At 68.0% G+C, this 13,851-nt stretch carries 13 protein-coding genes and 1 tRNA gene; 3 read left to right on the top strand and 11 right to left on the bottom strand.

The genetic code is table 11. The annotated features are described in order from the left end of the window. Positions 1-43 precede the first annotated feature (43 nt). The 6 genes from pknB to AZE13_RS09825 form a co-directional block, all read right to left on the bottom strand. Positions 44-2,017 carry a Stk1 family PASTA domain-containing Ser/Thr kinase gene (gene pknB / locus AZE13_RS09850; protein WP_066929126.1) on the bottom strand — a complete coding sequence of 658 codons (1,974 nt, stop codon included), beginning with the start codon at positions 2,015-2,017 and terminating at the stop codon, positions 44-46. A gap of 145 nt (positions 2,018-2,162) precedes the next feature. Then, entirely contained in the window at positions 2,163-3,632 is a 1,470-nt protein-coding gene (locus AZE13_RS09845; protein WP_066929124.1) for a peptidoglycan D,D-transpeptidase FtsI family protein, read from the bottom strand. Continuing rightward, complete coding sequence (locus AZE13_RS09840; RefSeq protein ID WP_066929122.1) at positions 3,629-5,029, bottom strand: FtsW/RodA/SpoVE family cell cycle protein; 1,401 nt, start codon at positions 5,027-5,029, stop codon at positions 3,629-3,631. The genes AZE13_RS09845 and AZE13_RS09840 overlap by 4 nt, the downstream gene beginning before the upstream one ends. A gap of 23 nt (positions 5,030-5,052) precedes the next feature. Next, positions 5,053-6,609 carry a PP2C family protein-serine/threonine phosphatase gene (locus AZE13_RS09835; protein WP_066929120.1) on the bottom strand — a complete coding sequence of 519 codons (1,557 nt, stop codon included), beginning with the start codon at positions 6,607-6,609 and terminating at the stop codon, positions 5,053-5,055. Positions 6,610-6,741: 132 nt separating this feature from the next. Next, complete coding sequence (locus tag AZE13_RS09830; protein ID WP_066929118.1) at positions 6,742-7,281, bottom strand: FHA domain-containing protein; 540 nt, start codon at positions 7,279-7,281, stop codon at positions 6,742-6,744. A gap of 10 nt (positions 7,282-7,291) precedes the next feature. After that, positions 7,292-8,125 (bottom strand): FhaA domain-containing protein, encoded by an 834-nt coding sequence (locus AZE13_RS09825; RefSeq protein ID WP_066929116.1) that lies wholly within the window; start codon positions 8,123-8,125, stop codon positions 7,292-7,294. 621 nt (positions 8,126-8,746) lie between these two features. Here AZE13_RS09825 and AZE13_RS09820 point away from each other — a divergent pair. Next, positions 8,747-8,830 (top strand) — tRNA-Leu (locus AZE13_RS09820). Between the two features lie 109 nt (positions 8,831-8,939). On the opposite strand, the gene AZE13_RS09815 is transcribed toward AZE13_RS09820, so the two are convergent. The 5 genes from AZE13_RS09815 to AZE13_RS09800 all read right to left on the bottom strand — a co-directional run bounded on the left by AZE13_RS09815 (position 8,940) and on the right by AZE13_RS09800 (position 12,162). After that, on the bottom strand, positions 8,940-10,241 hold the full coding sequence (locus AZE13_RS09815) for a tyrosine-type recombinase/integrase (RefSeq protein ID WP_066929114.1): 1,302 nt from the start codon (positions 10,239-10,241) through the stop codon (positions 8,940-8,942). A 77-nt stretch (positions 10,242-10,318) separates the two neighbouring features. Continuing rightward, positions 10,319-10,474 (bottom strand): helix-turn-helix domain-containing protein, encoded by a 156-nt coding sequence (locus tag AZE13_RS33865; RefSeq protein WP_079123852.1) that lies wholly within the window; start codon positions 10,472-10,474, stop codon positions 10,319-10,321. Between the two features lie 41 nt (positions 10,475-10,515). Beyond that, a complete protein-coding gene (locus AZE13_RS36795) occupies positions 10,516-10,998 on the bottom strand; it encodes a helix-turn-helix domain-containing protein (protein ID WP_181690298.1) in 483 nt (160 codons plus the stop codon). 181 nt (positions 10,999-11,179) lie between these two features. Continuing rightward, complete coding sequence (locus AZE13_RS09805) at positions 11,180-11,626, bottom strand: hypothetical protein (protein ID WP_147264633.1); 447 nt, start codon at positions 11,624-11,626, stop codon at positions 11,180-11,182. A 131-nt stretch (positions 11,627-11,757) separates the two neighbouring features. Then, positions 11,758-12,162 carry a hypothetical protein gene (locus AZE13_RS09800; RefSeq protein ID WP_066929109.1) on the bottom strand — a complete coding sequence of 135 codons (405 nt, stop codon included), beginning with the start codon at positions 12,160-12,162 and terminating at the stop codon, positions 11,758-11,760. Between the two features lie 550 nt (positions 12,163-12,712). Here AZE13_RS09800 and AZE13_RS36790 point away from each other — a divergent pair. Together AZE13_RS36790 and AZE13_RS09790 are read left to right on the top strand one after the other, a co-directional pair. Beyond that, positions 12,713-13,036 carry a hypothetical protein gene (locus tag AZE13_RS36790; RefSeq protein WP_181690297.1) on the top strand — a complete coding sequence of 108 codons (324 nt, stop codon included), beginning with the start codon at positions 12,713-12,715 and terminating at the stop codon, positions 13,034-13,036. A 29-nt stretch (positions 13,037-13,065) separates the two neighbouring features. Continuing rightward, on the top strand, positions 13,066-13,830 hold the full coding sequence (locus AZE13_RS09790) for a BRO family protein (RefSeq protein ID WP_181690296.1): 765 nt from the start codon (positions 13,066-13,068) through the stop codon (positions 13,828-13,830). The last annotated feature ends 21 nt before the right edge of the window (positions 13,831-13,851 follow it).

Here is a 13,851-nt window from a genome sequence, read left to right as displayed (position 1 = left end):
CTCTCAGGGCGGCCGGGGCTCTGTCGTGTCGTCAGCCGTGTCGTCAGCGTCCGAACGGTCCGCCGATGAACCCGCCATGGTCATCGCCGCCGTTACCGCCGATGGTGGTCAGCGTCACGGTGGCGGACTTGGGGTCGGCCGGGGTGTTCGGTGCCGGGTCCTGGGTGACCACCCGGGCGTTGTCGTCCTGCGAACTGCCCGCCGCGAACTGGACGTTGGTGAAGCCGGCCTGCTGGAGCGCCTGCTTCGCCTCCTTGACCGTCCGGCCGATCACACCCGGCACCGGCGTCTGCGCCGCCGCCTTGCCGACCGTGAGGTTCACCGTGGAGCCGGTCTCCGCCTCGGAGTTGGCCCCGGGGTTCTGCTGCGTCACCTTGCCGACCTGGTTGGGGTCGGAGGTCTCCTGCTCGGCCTTGGCGACCTTGAAGCCCAGGTCGGTCAGCTGCTTCTGCGCCGCGTTGAAGTCCTGTCCCACGACGGACGGGACGGTGACCTTCGGCGCCGCCTGGGCCACGGTCAGCGTGATTTCCGTGTCCTTGGCGGCCTTGCCATTGGGGCTCTGGCTGATGACGATGCCCGCCTTGCGGTCGGACTCCTCGAGTTTCCGCTCGACGTTGCTGAAGCCCTTGCTCTCGAGCTCCTTGCGCGCGTCCTCGAACGGGATGCCGGTGACGTCGGGGATGGTGATCTGGACCGCTCCCGTACAGACCGTGACGCTGACCGGCTCGTTCTTGCCGATCTGGGTGCCGGCCTCCGGGGCCTGCGCGCTGATCTGGTCCTTCTTGACGTTCTCGCAGGCCTTGCGGTCGCTCACGTTGACCGTGAAGCCGCCGTTCACCCCGGACTCCTTGGCCTCCGCCACCGTCTTCCCGACGAGGTTGGGGACCGCGGACTTGCCGCCCGTCTTGCCGCCGCTGAACATCGCCTTGCCGATGAAGATCGCACCGACCAGGACCAGCGCCGCCGCGGCGACCAGCAGAATCGTCGAGGTGTGGCTCTTCTTCCGGGGGCCGCCGCCCCGCCGGTCGGCGCGCTCGTCGTAGCCGTAGCCGCCGTCGTCCGGGTTCACCGGGGGGAGCAGGGAGGTCTGGCCCGCCGGATCCTGCGCCCGCAGCATCGTGGTGGGCTGGTCCTGGTCGTAGCCGGCCGCGCCCAGGGCGGAGGCCGCCGCGATCGGCTGGCCGTCCAGGGCCGCCTCGATGTCGGCCCGCATCTCGTCGGCCGACTGGTAGCGGTAGTCCGGGTCCTTGACCAGCGCCTTCAGGACGATCGCGTCCATCTCCGGCGTGATCTCGGGGTCGAAGGCGCTGGGCTGCTGCGGCTCCTCGCGGACGTGCTGGTAGGCCACCGCCACGGGTGAGTCTCCGACGAACGGCGGCCGGACGGTGAGCAGCTCGTAGAGCAGACAGCCGGTGGAGTACAGGTCGGAGCGGGCGTCGACCCGCTCGCCCTTGGCCTGCTCCGGGGAGAGGTACTGGGCGGTACCGATCACCGCCGCGGTCTGCGTCATCGTCATGCCGGCGTCGCCCATCGCCCGGGCGATACCGAAGTCCATGACCTTGACCTGGCCGGTGCGCGTCAGCATGACGTTCGCCGGCTTGATGTCGCGGTGGACGATGCCGGCCCGGTGGGAGTACTCCAGCGCCTGGAGCACGCCGATGGTCATCTCCAGCGAGCGCTCGGGCAGCAGCTTCCGCCCGGAGTGCAGCAACTCCCGCAGCGTGGAACCGTCCACGTACTCCATGACGATGTACGGGATCGAGACCCCGTCGACGTAGTCCTCGCCGGTGTCGTAGACCGCGACGATCGACGGATGGTTCAGCGAGGCGGCCGACTGGGCCTCACGGCGGAACCGGGCCTGGAAGGACGGGTCGCGGGCGAGGTCCGCCCGCAGCGTCTTCACGGCGACGGTGCGGCCCAGGCGGGTGTCATGTGCGAGGTACACCTCGGCCATGCCACCACGGCCGAGCACCGAGCCCAGCTCGTACCGGCCGCCGAGGCGACGCGGCTCTTCCATAAGCTTCTCCAGCCCTCTCCGTCAGTCCCGACCGCACCCGTGTGTGGTCCGGCGGTGTGCTGTCCGGGCTACCGTACCCGGGACGCCGTGGTGGACCGGGCCGGAGCCGCAACCTGATACATGACCGGTATGGGCATGACCCGGGTCACTTTCCGCTTTCGAGTACCGCCGCCATGACGTCCTTCGCGATCGGGGCCGCGAGCCTGCCGCCGGCGATGTCGTCGCGCAGGGTGTCGGAGCCCTCGATGACCACGGCGACCGCGACCGGGGAGCCCTTGTCCGTCTTCGCGTAGGAGATGAACCAGGCGTACGGGTTGTCCTTGTTGTTCTCGCCGTGCTGGGCCGTACCCGTCTTGCCGCCGACCGTGACGTCCGGGATCTGGGCGTTGGTTCCGGTGCCCTTCTCGACCACGGTCTCCATGATGCTCTGGACCTTCTGCGCGTTCTCCGGCGAGAGCGGGCGGCTCATCTCCTGCGGAGTGTGCTGCTGCACCACGTTGAGGTTCGGCGCGACCAGTTGCTCGACCATGTACGGCTTCATCAGCTTGCCGTTGTTGGCGACCGCCGAGGCGACCATGGCCATCTGCAGCGGGGTGGCGCGGTTGGAGGCCTGGCCGATGCCCGCCATCGCGTTCTGCGGGCGGTTGTCCTTGGGGTAGATGCTCGACGAGGCCCGGACCGGGGTGTCGATCTTCGGATCGTTGAAGCCGAACTTCTCCGCCTCGGCCTTCATCTTCTTGTTGCCGAGGTCCGCGCTGATCTTGCCGAACACGGTGTTGCAGGACCAGCGCAGCGCCTCCCGCAGGCTGGCGTTCTCGCAGGGGATGTTGCCCTCGTTCTGCAGCTGGAAGCCCCTGGTGTCCGGAAGCGTCCAGGGCAGCGGGGACTCCGTCTTGGCGTCGACGTCCGTGTAGAGGCCGTTCTCCAGCGCCGCCGCGGCCGTGACGACCTTGAACGTGGAGCCGGGCGGGTAGGTCTGGCGCAGCGCCCGGTTGAGCATCGGATCGTCGGGGTTGTTCTTCTTCTGGAGCGCGTTGTAGGCCTCGGCGTCCTTGTCGCTCATCCCGGCGAAGCTGGACGGGTCGTACGACGGGGTGCTGGCCAGCGCCAGGATCGCACCGGTCTCCGGGTTGATCGCGGCGACCGCGCCCTTGTTGCCGCCCAGCCCCTTGAACGCGGCCTTCTGGGCCTTGGCGTTCAGCGTGGTGACGACATTGCCGCCCTTCTGCTTGGTGCCGGTGAACATGTCGACCGTGCGGCTGAAGAAGAGCCGGTCGTCGGTGCCGGTGAGGATGCCGTCGTTGAGCTTCTCCAGCTGGTTGGCGTCGAAGGCCTGTGAGGCGAAGCCGGTGACCGGTGCCCACATCGTGCCGTTCTTGTACGTGCGCTTGTACTTGAAGTCGCCGCTGTCGGTGGTGGCGGAGCCGGTGACCGCTTTGCCGTCGACGATGATGTTGCCGCGCGGGATGCTGTAGCGCGCGATGGCCACCCGGCGGTTGTTCGGATCGTTCTTGAGCTGGTCACCGTCGACGAACTGCACCCAGTTGACGCGGACCAGCAGGGCGAGGACGAGCAGGCCGCAGAAGATCGCGACCCGGCGCAGCGGCTTGTTCACGGGCGGACCACCTGGGTCATCTCGGCGTCGGTGGACGGGGCGGGGCTCGGCGCCGGGCGGCGCGCGGTGTCGCTGATCCGGAGCAGGAGCGCGACCAGCGCCCAGTTGGCGATGACGGAGGAGCCGCCCTGGGCGAGGAACGGCATCGTCATACCCGTCAGCGGGATCAGACCGGTCACACCGCCGGCGACGACGAAGACCTGGAGGGCGAAGGCGCCGGAGAGGCCGACGGCCAGCAGCTTGCCGAACGGGTCACGGGCGGCCAGCGCCGTACGGATGCCGCGCTCGATGAGCAGGCCGTACAGCAGCAGGATGGCCATCAGGCCGGCCAGCCCGATCTCCTCGCCGACGGTGGCGAGGATGTAGTCGCTCTTGGGGGCGATACCGCCGATGAGCCGGGAGTAGCCCTGCCCCAGGCCGGAGCCGAGGATGCCGCCGGAGCCGAAGGAGTACATGGCCTGGGCGGTCTCGGTGACACCGCCGTTGGACGCCAGCTCCAGCGGGTTGAGCCAGTTGTGGACACGGGTCTGGACGTGTGACTCGAAGGTGGCCACGCCCACCGCGCCGGCGGCGCTGAGCAGCAGGCCGAAGGCGATCCAGCTGGTGCGCTCGGTGGCCACGTACAGCATGATCACGAAGAGGCCGAAGAAGAGCAGCGAGGTGCCCAGGTCGGTCTCGAAGACCAGGATCATCAGGCTGAGCGCCCAGATGACCAGGATCGGGCCGAGGTCCCGGCCGCGGGGCAGGTACAGGCCCATGAAGCGGCGGCTGGCCAGCGCGAGCGCGTCCCGCTTCACCATCAGGTACCCGGCGAAGAAGATCGCGATGATGATCTTCGCGAACTCACCGGGCTGCAGCGAGCCGACACCGGGAATGGTGATCCAGATGCGCGCGCCGAACTTCGCCGGGAAGAAGACCGGCGCGATCAGCAGGACCAGCGCCACGACCATCGAGATGTAGGTGTAGCGCTGGAGGACACGGTGGTCCTTGAGGAAGATCAGTACGCCGAGGAAGAGCGCGACACCGAGCGTCGACCACATCAGCTGCCCCGGCGCCAGCGGCCCGCCCAGGATCTTGGTGGTGATCTGAGGCTCCTGGTCCAGACGCCAGATGAACACCAGCCCCAGGCCGTTGAGCAGGGTGGCGATCGGCAGCATCAGCGGGTCCGCGTACGGCGCCCACTTGCGCACGATGAGGTGCGCCACGCCCGCCAGCAGGCTCAGCCCGCCCGCGTAGCCGAGCACACCGGCGGGGACGGACTCCTCCTTGGCGAGCCCGACGTTGATGTACGCGAACACCGGGATGACCACCGCGAAGAAGAGCAGCGCGAGTTCGGTGTTGCGGCGGCTCGGGGCTCCGATGGTGCCGATCGTGGTGGTGTTGGTGGTACTGCTCATGAGATGTCCGGCCCCCTACGCCCTCACTGCTGGGTGCTGCAATTCTTTTCCAGCTTCAGCTGGTCCTCGGAGGGGGCCTGGCTGGGAGTGGGTGTGGGAGTCGGGGTCACGGTCGCCGCGAGGGCTCCGGCCGTACCGGTGCCGGCGGTGTCCGCCGCGTCGGTGCCACCGGGCTTCGCGCCGGATGTACCGGGCTTGGCCGGCGTGCCCGCCTGCCCCTTGCCCTTGTTGCGCGCCGCCTCGCGCTCGGCGGCCTCCCGCTGCTCCTTGCTGCGGCAGGCGCTGGCCTGCAGGTTCAGCGCGGTGACCCGCTCCACGGCCTCCGTACGGCTGTCGGCGGGGATGGTCGCCTTGATCTGCTTCTGCTGGTACGAGGGCAGGTACTTGAGTTCGATCTCGGGGTGGTCCTGGTCCACGGAGTTCAGCTTGAACCAGGCGAGGTCCTGGCTGATGCCCCGGTAGAGCGCGACGTGGTCGTCCTTGGCGCCGACGAAGTACTGGTTCTGCGTCCAGCGGTAGCCGCCGTAGGCGCCGCCGCCGATCAGGCCGAGCGCCAGCACGATGAGCAGCGACCGCTTGATCCACGTGCCGCGCCGCCGGGGCTTGACGAAGTCCTCGTCCACGAACGCCCCGAAGGAGCCCTGCGGCGGACCGCCGACCTCCGGGTCACCGCTGCCGGGCGGGCCGAACGCGCCGCCGGGAGCGGCCTGCTGCGGCCCGCCGGGCCGGCCGAGCTCGGCGGCCCGGGCGGCGGGTGTCTGCATCGTGCTGGGGTCGTTGAGCTGGTGCTGGTTCTCCGCGACCGCTCCGACGATCACCGGGGTGTCGTTGAGCTGACCGGCCATCGTGTCGTTGCCGTCCACGTCCAGGACGTCGGCGACGATGCAGGTGATGTTGTCGGGTCCGCCGCCGCGCAGTGCGAGCTGGATCAGCTCCTGCACCGTCTCGTGCGGCCCGTGGTAGCTGGCGAGGGTCTCTTCCAGCGTCTGGTGGCTGACGACCCCGGAGAGCCCGTCCGAGCAGATCAGATAACGGTCGCCGGCCCGCACCTCGCGAATCGACAGGTCCGGCTCGACATGATCACCACTCCCGAGCGCCCGCATCAGCAGCGACCGCTGCGGATGCGTGGTGGCCTCCTCCTCGGTGATCCGGCCCTCGTCGACCAGCCGCTGCACCCAGGTGTGGTCCTGGGTGATCTGGGTCAGCACACCGTCGCGCAGGAGATAGGCCCGCGAGTCACCGACATGGACCAGCCCGAGCCGCTGCCCGGTCCACAGCAGGGCGGTCAGGGTCGTGCCCATGCCCTCCAGCTGGGGGTCCTCCTCGACCATCACCCGCAGCTGGTCGTTGGCGCGCTGTACCGCGCTGCCGAGCGAGGTCAGCAGGTCCGAGCCCGGAACGTCGTCATCGAGCTGAACGAGCGTGGAGATCACCTCGGAGGAGGCGACCTCGCCGGCGGCCTGGCCCCCCATACCGTCGGCGATGGCGAGCAGCCGGGGCCCGGCGTAGCCGGAGTCCTCGTTGCCCTCACGGATCATGCCTTTGTGCGATCCGGCGGCGAAGCGCAGGGACAGACTCATGCGCACCTCACCCGTCGGCTCGGGGTACAGCCGGTCTCGTCGAGCCACACTGCCCACCCTCCGGTCGGGAGCATGCCCCGGTCCGCCGAGTGGACCGTCGCGGCTCGCTCGCTCCGCTCGCTCATTGTCGTACTACTTCCGCAGCTCGATAACGGTCTTGCCGATGCGGATCGGGGCTCCCAGCGGGATCGGTGTCGGGGTCGTCAGTCGGGTCCGGTCCAGGTACGTGCCGTTGGTGGAACCGAGGTCCTCGACGATCCACTGGCCGTCACGGTCCGGGTAGATCCTGGCATGCCTGCTGGACGCGTAGTCGTCGTCCAGCACGATCGTGGAGTCGTGGGCACGGCCCAGCGAGATCGTCTGGCCCTGGAGAGCGACCGTGGTGCCGGTCAGCGAGCCTTCGGTGACCACCAGCTTCGTGGGGGCACCACGGCGCTGACGCCCGCCCCGGCCGCTGTCCTGGCGGCGTTCCTGGCGACGCTGCTGCTGTTGCGGGGGCGCGGCGGCCTGGCGCTGGGTACGTGCTTCCTGCCCGCCGCGCCGGGCGGCGCCGCGCTGAGTGACGCGGGTGCCGAACAGATCGCTGCGGATGACCTGGACGGCCACGATGACGAACAGCCACAGTACGGCGAGGAAACCCAACCGCATGACCGTGAGGGTCAGCTCTGACATTGCCCCCGCTTCACCCTTCGGCTTGCCGGTAAATGATGGTGGTGCTGCCCACGAGGATCCGCGAGCCGTCGCGGAGACTAGCGTGGGTGGTGTGCTGCCCGTCCACCACGATGCCGTTGGTGGACCCCAGATCCTGGATCGTGGAGGGCGTTCCGACCCGGATCTCGCAGTGCCGCCGGGAGACTCCCGGGTCGTCGATCCGTACATCCGCGTCGGTGCTGCGGCCCAGCACGAGCGTGGGGCGCGAGATCTGGTGGCGGGTGCCGTTGATCTCGATCCAGCGCCTGGTCTGCGCGTAGGGCTGCGGTCCTGCACCGGGCGGTGCCGTACGGGATGCGGGCTGTGCGCCGCCGGGGGGCGGGGAGGACGGCATCGGGGGCGCGCTCACATGACCGCCGCCCGCCCGGCCGCCGTGCGGCATGGCGGACGCGCGGTGCGCCGCCGCCTGGCCGGGCTGCTCCTGCGAGGTGCTCGAGGCGAGCGTACGGCTGCGCACCCGGTACAGGCCGGTGTCGAGGTCCTCGGCCTTCTCCAGATGGACCTTGATCGGCCCCATGAAGGTGTACCGCTGCTGCTTGGCGTAGTCGCGGACCATGCCCGAGAGCTCGTCGCCGAGCTGCCCGCTGTACGGGCTCAGGCGCTCGTAGTCCGGAGTGCTCAGCTCGACGATGAAGTCGTTGGGGACGACCGTGCGGTCACGGTTCCAGATGGTGGCGTTGTTGTCGCACTCGCGCTGCAGTGCGCCGGCGATCTCAACGGGCTGTACCTCTGACTTGAACACCTTGGCGAAGGTGCCGTTGACGAGACCTTCGAGACGCTGCTCGAAGCGCTTCAGTACTCCCACGGGGCACCTCCTTCCCCAGTCCTCGTCCGGGTCGTCCTGCTCGGGCCGTCCTGGTACCCGTCCTGATACTGCTTACTGATCGTATCCACGCGTCGGGAAATCGGCTGGTTCCCCTTTCCCGCCTTGAGGACGAGTGTCGCCCCTCACAAGGTTGCCCGGTGCCTGCTTGCTCCTTGTCACTGCTGTTACTGCGTCACTGCTGTCACTGCTGCTTGCGCACCGCGTCGCCGGTGCGTTCTGCGCGCACCCACTGCTCGTGCGCTGCGCACGCCATCGCTCGTTGCACTGCTCGCTGCACTGCTCGTCGCACTGCGATCGTAGATGTGCCCCGGTGACAGTGTCCCGCAACCGGCGACCACGCGGACCGCGCGGGGGCCGGAGTCGGACACGGTACGGCCGGAGCTGGCGTCGTGCGGCCGGACGCGGTGACGCACAGCCGGAGCCGGCATCGCACGTACGGGTCCGCCGACCGGCCCCGGGTGCCCGGGACCGGGGGCCGGGGAAAGGGCGTGTGAACCCACCCCTGCCAGCGTGCTAATGTTCTGGATGTCGGCAGGCGCTCGCACCGGACCCGGACAGAACAGCCCGGATCCTGTGAGAGAATCAACCGGCAGCACCCATGCGCGGGTGGCGGAATAGGCAGACGCGCTGGATTCAGGTTCCAGTGCCCGAAAGGGCGTGGGGGTTCAACTCCCCCCTCGCGCACTCAGAGAGACCCCTGGTTACCAGGGGTTTTTCTATTTCTCAGGGTCTTGCGTGACCAACCGTGTGACCAACGCATCAGCTGCTTCGGCGCGTGACCAGCGGCCCGGGATCATGCGATCCGAGTGAGCCCGATGCGGCTCGCGCCGCTGGCAGCCAGCCGGCGCGCGTTGTCAGGGCGGCGTCGGCCATACCGCTCCATCGTGTAGCCGGGTGAGTGATGCCGTGCGTTGGCCGAGACCTCAACGGGGTTCTCGCCCGCTTCCAGGTCGTTCGTGATCCGGCTTCCTCGCCAGTCGTGAAGCCGGAAGTCCTCGGGGAGCTTCAGCCGCTCTCGGGTCCGTCGCCAGCGAGCGGAGACCTTCTCCGGATCCTGCGGGCCGCCCGGCGGTGGACCATCCTTGCGGAGGCGGTAGGTGTCCCGCGGGAAGATCAGCCCGTGTTCGACCCAGAGGTCCCCGGCCCGATCTCGCTCGATCTCCACGCGCTCTACCTGGCGCTTTAGAACGTTCATGAGGGCCTGATCTGCATAAATGACGGGCTTGTCGTCGCCGTCCTTGGTCAGTCTCCGCAGGACGTAGGTGTTGCCCACTTCGACGACGACCCAGTCCAGCTCGATCGCGCAGTCATCCCAGTGAATGAGGTCCTTCATCATTCCGAGCGCTTCACTTCGGCGGGGGCCGTTCGCGGCGTATGTGGTCCACAGCGCGGAGTCTCGGGTGCAGTGGTGAAAATCGCCACATCCACGGTCCCCGCAGGGCTTCCAGATGCCGGAGAGGAAGTCCGCGGTCTCCTCGTCGGTGAGGGTGGGGAAGTCAGGGACCTGCGCCTTGATCTTCCGCTCGGTCGGTGGGTTGGCTGTCCTCGCGGGGTTCTTTGTGAGCAGGTCCTTTTCGACCGCTGCTTCCAGAGCCTGGAACAGGATGTCGTGGATCTTCCGCACCGAGGATGCGCCGAGCGGCTTGCCGTCGCGCTTCGTGGGGCACGGCGTCCTCTCCAGCATCCTGTACAGGGCATCGAGGTCGTCGTCTGTGACTTCCTGCACTTTCTTGGTGCCGAGGTGCGGCTTGATGTGGAGGCGGATCTTGGGCCCGTACCCGGCCTTGGTGGTCTCCTCCACCTGGACGTTCGAGAACCAGCGGTCCAGCCACTGCCCGAGCTTGATGTCAGACCTCGGGGCGACGTTGCCGGCTTCGTAGTCGTTGATCCACTTGCGGAGGGCACGTTCCGCCTTGGTCTTGTTCTCGTACTCCCGTCCGATCCAGTAGCGGACCTTCTTGCCCTGTGCCTTGTCGAAGTGGAGGGGTGTGCGAATGCCCCAGGTGTTCGGCCTTCCCTTCCTCGGGATCTCGACCGGGGTACTGCCCAGGCCGTTGCCGCGCTTCGGCGCGGTGCTGGTTCTCGTCTTGGCCATCGCGGTCCTTTCTGTGCCGACAGGCCGGGCGGATGCCCGGCCTGTGGGATCTCAGGGGCTCGACTGACGGCGCGTGATCAGGGGATCTGCCGGTCGAGCCAGTCGTCCAATTCCGCTGGACGGCAGCGGAGTTGGTTGCCGACTTTCTTGAAGGGGATGCCTTCGCTGCGCCAGTTCCCGTATACCCAGCTCTTCGGCTTCCGGAGGAAGGCGGCCACTTCGTCGATGGACATGAGCTCCTGCCGCGTTGAGCCGCGGGAATCTGCCTTCGTGGTCACGCCTTCCCCTTCTCGTCGTTCGGCATGGGCGGCATCTCCGTCATGCGGCGCCCGGTGGGACGCGCGTGCATGAGGAACTGGAGATGCGTGGCACCGGGGTCGCTCCCGTATGCCAGCGGGCGTTGCCCGTCCGCCCAGTCCCACGCCACGTCTTGGCCCACCTCGCCCGCACCGGTCACGCCGCACTGCTCGCGGTCGTGGTCAGTCGGTGGAAGCAGCAGCGCCGAGACGTTCACCCCGAGCACGACGGCGAGGGCGACGAGATCGTCCACGTCCACGCGTCGGCTGCCGGCCTCGATACGGCCGATGGCCAGTTCGGGCATGGGGCGCCCCAAGTCGGTCACGCGCCACGCGAGCTCTTTCTTGTCCCACCCCTTGGCCTCGCGAAGACGGGTGATGTTGCGGCGTACTTGATCCCCGGAAGGCCCGAGCGGGTTCTTGGTGAGTCTGCGGCCCGTGCCGCCAGGTGGGGCGCTCATACGGCACATCTTTGCATCGGAAAGGGATGCTGTGCAATACCTTTTGATGATTCCGGGGGTGTTCTGCGGTCCCGATGAACCCCATGCCAGAGAATGCTGAGCGGCCGAGAGGGTTGGCGGCTCCGGGGGGAAGTGGTTGTCTCCGCGCCCCGTGCCTGTGCGGCTGGCCGACTGATGCCTGTCAGTGGTCGCCTGGGGTCCAATGCTGGACCCACGCACCGTGTTGTACGAGGTAGCCCAGCGCCAGGGCGGCATCCTCGATGAACTCTCTGAGCATCACGCCGGGGCGGACGCACCAGACCAGTTCGCCGTCGGCTTCCAGAAGTACTGCATTCCGGCTGCGGGGCAGGTCGTTGCGCGTCTCCATGCGCAGGGTGAAAGGGCGTGCGGGGGCCTGAGCGGCTTTGTCCGCCTGGTGCGGTGCGGTCGTGGGCCGACCGTCCCAGTGCTGGCCCCATCCGTGTGTGGCGAGGTGGCACAGGATCGCGGCGACTTCATCGACTGCCTCTTTGCGTATGGCGTCGCGGCGGACGTGCCAGACCAGTTCGCCGTCGGTTTCCGCGGGAATGGCGTACTTTCCGGACGGCATGTCGTCTTTGAACTCGATGCGAACGACAGGAGTGGACAAAATGGCCCCCCAGCGCGGGTCTGGCGCGCAAGCGCACCGATCGAAGCCCTAAGGGCGATGGCTCGATTCACACTAGCTGGGGGGTATGACAATCCACTACGGCAAAATGCCGAAGGCCGTCAACTTCGGTGCTATGACTGGCTGTCTCCGCGTCCGCGGTTCCGGGAGAACGCTTCAACGAGGGCCTTCAGTTGGCGTTGCTCTGGTTCGGACAGTTCCTCGTAGTAGGCCACGAGGACGCGCGCGTCGCCGGCCTCGCTCCAGACCTCCGACACGATGCCCATGAACTGGGCCCCGGCTGCCTCCTGAACGAGCTTCAACGGCAATTTCAAGCCACTTGCGAGCGCGCGCAGTCCGGGAAGCTGCGGAGGGATGACGGACTCTTCCTTCTCCAGCTTGTGCAGCCATCCGAACTTCAGCTGCTCGCCCGTCTCCGGATCGGTGCAGCAACTCGCCAAGGAACGCAGACTCAGGCCGAGTTCGGCACGCCGCCGCCGTACGAGGCCGGAAAGTGTCGCCCGCTGCTCGTCAGCCATGCTGCGCCTCCCGCCACCTTGCTAAGCACACGTTCTCTCCTTTGATGAAGGTGTGCCGACCCGTGCACGCCGCCCGGGAAAGATGGGTGTTCTTCCCCTAGACAGATCGTTCACGACTATAGACGAGAGACGGCTACCTCCACCCCCTCTTGTTCTTTTTCGTAGACATGCAGTTCGTGGCATGTAAAACTCCCTGTGTTCACATAGAAAAACATACCGATTGGTCAAGTAAACGACAGGGGGCAAGCGGAGTGAGGAGTGTGAGCACGGCCGCGGAGTTCATAGGCCCGCCACCGCCGGTGCCGGGAAGATCCGCCGACCACGTGGAAGCTGCCCGGCAACTCAGGGAGCGACCGGGCGAATGGGCCGTGGTACGCAGGACAGAGACCTCCGACCAGGCGGGCGCAGCGGCACAAGCAATCCGTGACGGACGGCTCCGCGCCTACCGGCCAACCGGAGCCTTCGAAGCGACGGCACGCACCGTGGTCGGCGAACACCGCGTCTACGCCCGCTACGTGGGCGGTGAGCGATGACCACGCCGTACGCATCCATGAACACACCCGAACTCGTCGCGCTGCGGGGGCGCCTGGCGAGTTCGTACGTCGAAGCGCACCGCGACGGCCAAGACACCGAAGTCCACACCACACGACTCGTCGCCGCCGACTCGGTCCTGACGGCCCGAGAAGCGGTCCACGTACTCAGCCGGGCACAGCAGGCGGCGCGATGGGTCGAAGCACTCGCCGAGCACGCGCCGCACCGTGCAGCGACGTACGCCGCCGAAATCGAGCGAGCGGCCGAGGCGGCCCTGTCCCACGCCGCAACCCTGCGCGAGCAGTGCGCGGCCGTCACCGCGGAAGGGGAGCAGAAGCGATGACGCACGACACCAGCGAGACCACCCCGGCCGTGTTCACCTTCCCCGACACCGGCCAGACCGTACGGACCATCATGATCGACGGCGCCCCGTGGTGGGTCGCCCGTGACGTCCTCGACATCCTCGGCCTGGTCAATCCCACCGAAGCCCTGCGTGGCCTGGACGAAGACGAGTTCAGCACTGCTGAAGTCATCGATTCGACCGGGCGTCGACAGCCCCACGCCTACATCGTTACCGAGCCGGGGCTCTACTCGCTGATCCTGCGGTCCCGCAAGCCGCAGGCACGGGCCTTCAAACGGTGGGTCACTCACGAGGTGCTGCCGCAGATCCGCCGGACCGGCGCCTACGCCGCACCCGGTGCCGTCCCGGCCCTGCCCGACCTTACGGAGCCCGCGGGCGTGCTCGCGCTCGCCGAACAATTCTTGAGCACCGCCCGCGCCCTGGTCGATGCGGATGCGCGCGTGAGGGAGCTCGAACCGAAGGCCGCCGCCCATGACGCGTACCTCTCCGCGCACGATTCGGACCGCCTCATCCGCGAAGTCGCCAAGCTCTTTGGCATCCGGGAAACGTGGCTGCGCGGATTCCTCGTCGACGAGGGCCTGATCTTCGCCCGGTACGCGCCGTGTGGTCACCGCTCTGGGACATGTACGCCAACTTCCGCCCGCACTTCCGGGCAACGGAAACCCTCGTCAGCCACAACATCACGGGGCCGTGCGCCCACTACACACTGCGGGTCACCCCGCGCGGCGTCGACCTCATCCGCAAACGGCTCCTCGCGGCCGGCCACCTCGCCGTGAACGTCGCCGACGGCCACGAGG

The sequence above is a fragment of the Streptomyces sp. NBRC 110611 genome (genome assembly GCF_001590865.1).
Lineage (GTDB): Bacteria > Actinomycetota > Actinomycetes > Streptomycetales > Streptomycetaceae > Streptomyces.
This window is presented reverse-complemented; position numbering and strand designations above follow the sequence as displayed.

Bases quoted from the DNA above. Each gene is read 5' to 3' on its own strand.
- AZE13_RS09800 (WP_066929109.1), bottom strand. From the start codon at position 12,162: ATGGCTGACGAGCAGCGGGCGACACTTTCCGGCCTCGTACGGCGGCGG.
- AZE13_RS09830 (WP_066929118.1), bottom strand. From the start codon at position 7,281: ATGTCAGAGCTGACCCTCACGGTCATGCGGTTGGGTTTCCTCGCCGTA.
- AZE13_RS09840 (WP_066929122.1), bottom strand. From the start codon at position 5,029: ATGAGCAGTACCACCAACACCACCACGATCGGCACCATCGGAGCCCCG.
- AZE13_RS36790 (WP_181690297.1), top strand. From the start codon at position 12,713: ATGAACACACCCGAACTCGTCGCGCTGCGGGGGCGCCTGGCGAGTTCG.
- AZE13_RS36795 (WP_181690298.1), bottom strand. From the start codon at position 10,998: ATGAGCGCCCCACCTGGCGGCACGGGCCGCAGACTCACCAAGAACCCG.
- pknB (WP_066929126.1), bottom strand. From the start codon at position 2,017: ATGGAAGAGCCGCGTCGCCTCGGCGGCCGGTACGAGCTGGGCTCGGTG.
- AZE13_RS33865 (WP_079123852.1), bottom strand. From the start codon at position 10,474: ATGTCCATCGACGAAGTGGCCGCCTTCCTCCGGAAGCCGAAGAGCTGG.
- AZE13_RS09815 (WP_066929114.1), bottom strand. From the start codon at position 10,241: ATGGCCAAGACGAGAACCAGCACCGCGCCGAAGCGCGGCAACGGCCTG.
- AZE13_RS09835 (WP_066929120.1), bottom strand. From the start codon at position 6,609: ATGAGTCTGTCCCTGCGCTTCGCCGCCGGATCGCACAAAGGCATGATC.